Origin of the sequence: Ramlibacter sp., from assembly GCF_035706265.1 — a bacterium.
GTDB lineage: Bacteria > Pseudomonadota > Gammaproteobacteria > Burkholderiales > Burkholderiaceae_C > Ramlibacter.
This window is the reverse complement of the sequence record NZ_DASSVG010000244.1, coordinates 1-2,179: the sequence shown is the minus strand read 5'-3', so window position 1 is coordinate 2,179 and position 2,179 is coordinate 1. Positions and strand designations below refer to the sequence as shown.

3 protein-coding genes are annotated in these 2,179 nt (G+C 69.4%); 2 read left to right on the top strand and 1 reads right to left on the bottom strand.

All coding sequences use genetic code 11. The features are described from left to right. Together VFM98_RS09160 and VFM98_RS09155 are read left to right on the top strand one after the other, a co-directional pair. Positions 1 to 185 (top strand): DUF6448 family protein (locus VFM98_RS09160; protein ID WP_325109613.1); only part of this gene is annotated, 185 nt, incomplete at its 5' end. A 176-nt stretch (positions 186 to 361) separates the two neighbouring features. Next, entirely contained in the window at positions 362 to 1,480 is a 1,119-nt protein-coding gene (locus VFM98_RS09155; RefSeq protein ID WP_325109612.1) for an ABC transporter substrate-binding protein, read from the top strand. A 21-nt stretch (positions 1,481 to 1,501) separates the two neighbouring features. Here the strand turns inward: VFM98_RS09155 and VFM98_RS09150 are convergent, their stop codons facing one another. Then, positions 1,502 to 1,963 (bottom strand): VanZ family protein, encoded by a 462-nt coding sequence (locus tag VFM98_RS09150; RefSeq protein WP_325109611.1) that lies wholly within the window; start codon positions 1,961 to 1,963, stop codon positions 1,502 to 1,504. Positions 1,964 to 2,179 lie beyond the last annotated feature (216 nt).

The following is a 2,179-nucleotide window of genomic DNA, read 5'->3' as shown; positions in this document are numbered from 1 at the left end:
ACCGGCAGTTCGAGCAGGTGATGGCGCACCGCAAGTACGCGCCCAACGACGTCGCCGCCGGCCGCGCGTTCACCGCCGCCTACGTGGAATACGTGCATGCCGCCGAGCGCATGTACGAGGCCGCGGGCGCGCCGGAGCACGGCCACGGCGCCGCGGCCGCCGCGCCGGCGCAGCACCAGCACTGACGGCCTGCAGGCCTGCCGGCGCCGCCCGTCGGCGCCGGCCGACCGTTCGCCGGCGCAGTGTCATGCGCCTGCGACAAAGTCGCCCCCGCTCAGGGAGATCCCTGAGCTCGCCGTTGCAGCGTTCCGTTACGTTTGCCCGCTGCCGAGCATCAAGAAAACGGAAGGGGAGACTCCACATGCATCGATCCGCGCTGGCGCGCGCCCGCGGCGCCCTGGCCATCCTGGCCACCCTGGCGCCCTGCCTCTGCTTCGCCGACATCGTCCTGGGCCACACCGGCGACCTATCCGGAACCTCCGCGGCGCTCACCAAGGACTACGTGCGCGGCATGAACGCGTACTTCGACGACCTGAACCGCAAGGGCGGCATCCGCGGCGAGAAGATCAAGCTGGTGAGCCTGGACGACGGCTTCCTCACCGACCGGACGTCGGAGAACGTCAAGCTGCTGATCGAGCAGAACGCGATCGCCCTGGTGGGCCTGCGCGGCACGGCCAACGTGCAGAAGATCGTTCCGCAGATCCAGGCGGCCGGCATCGCGCAGATCGGCAACACCAGCGGCGCGAAGTCGCTGCGCGACCCGCATGTCGAAGGCGTGTTCCACCTGCGCGCCAGCACCACCGACGAGATCGAGGCGGCGATCAACCACGCCTGGACCACCGGCATCACGCGCATCGCCGCCGCCTACCAGGACGACGCCTTCGGCAAGGAGGGCCTGGAAGCCCTGCACGCCGCGCTGAAGAAGCGCAACAGCGCGCCGGTGGCGCTGGCGCCGGTGCCGCGCGGCACGGTGGATGTCGCCAAGGCCATCGAGGTGGTCGGCGCGGCGACGCCGCAGGCCGTCCTCTACATCGGCCAGTCCAAGCCCGCCGCGGCCCTGTTCCGCGGCCTGCTCGCGAAGGACCTGCACCCGCAGTTCTTCGTGCTGAGCGTGGCCTCCGGCCTGCACGCCGACCTGGGCGAAACGGCCAACGGCGTGGTGGTGAGCCAGGTGGTGCCCTATCCCTTCACCGAGCTGGGCAACCCGGTGGTGCGCGAGTACCAGAAGGCGATCGCGGCGCTGGACGAGAGCAAGTTCAGCTACAACAGCATGGAGGGCTTCCTCAACGCGAAGCTGGTGGCCACCGCGCTGCTGAAGACGCCGCCGCCGCTGACGCGCGCCAAGCTGATCGCCACCCTCAAGTCCATGAACAACGAGGACCTGGGCGGCTTCTCGATCACCTACGGCAAGAACAGCAACCTGGGCTCGCGCTACGTGGCGCTGACCATGATCCGCAAGGACGGCTCGTTCGCGCGCTGAGTCGCGGGCCAGCCGCCCCGCTCAATGGTCGGAGTTCTCGCCCGTCCAGTGGGTGGAGGGCTTGTAGTCGTCCGGCAGGCTTTCCGTGCCCCAGGCATAGGTGAGGACCCAGGCGATCGCGAAGCCGACCACCCCGCCCAGCGTCTCCAGCACCGTATGGGACACCGCGGCCAGCCGGCCCGGCACCCAGACCTGAACGATCTCGACGAACACGGCGACCGCCAGCACGCCGGCCAGGATGTAGGCGGGGCGCCGCTTCGGCCAGGCGAAGCGCGCCAGGAAGCCGAGGGCCGCGAAGGCGAGCAGGTGGCTCATCTCCAGGCCGGGGGCGATCGTGTCGAGGAAGTCGAGCGCGTCCCCGATCCAGCCGAAGCGCTTCATCATCTCCGAGACGACGCTGTACGGCAGGACCATCACGGCCACCACTGCCGCCAGCAGCAGGAGCAGCAGCGCGCGCAACAACAACTTCCGACGTACAGGCATGCGGCATCATAACGACAGGTCCGGCCCGCTCAACCATAAGCATTCAGCTTTACCCAAGCAACGAGGGTTGCTGTGGCACGCCCGCGCCGGTGCGGGGTGGCTCAGGGCGGTGGCAGCCGGTAGCTCGCCGGCGTGCGACCGAGCTTGATCGGCGAAGCGATGCCCTCGTAGCCTTCCATGCGCACGGTCATGCCGCGGTGCGCGGTGTGCGGATGC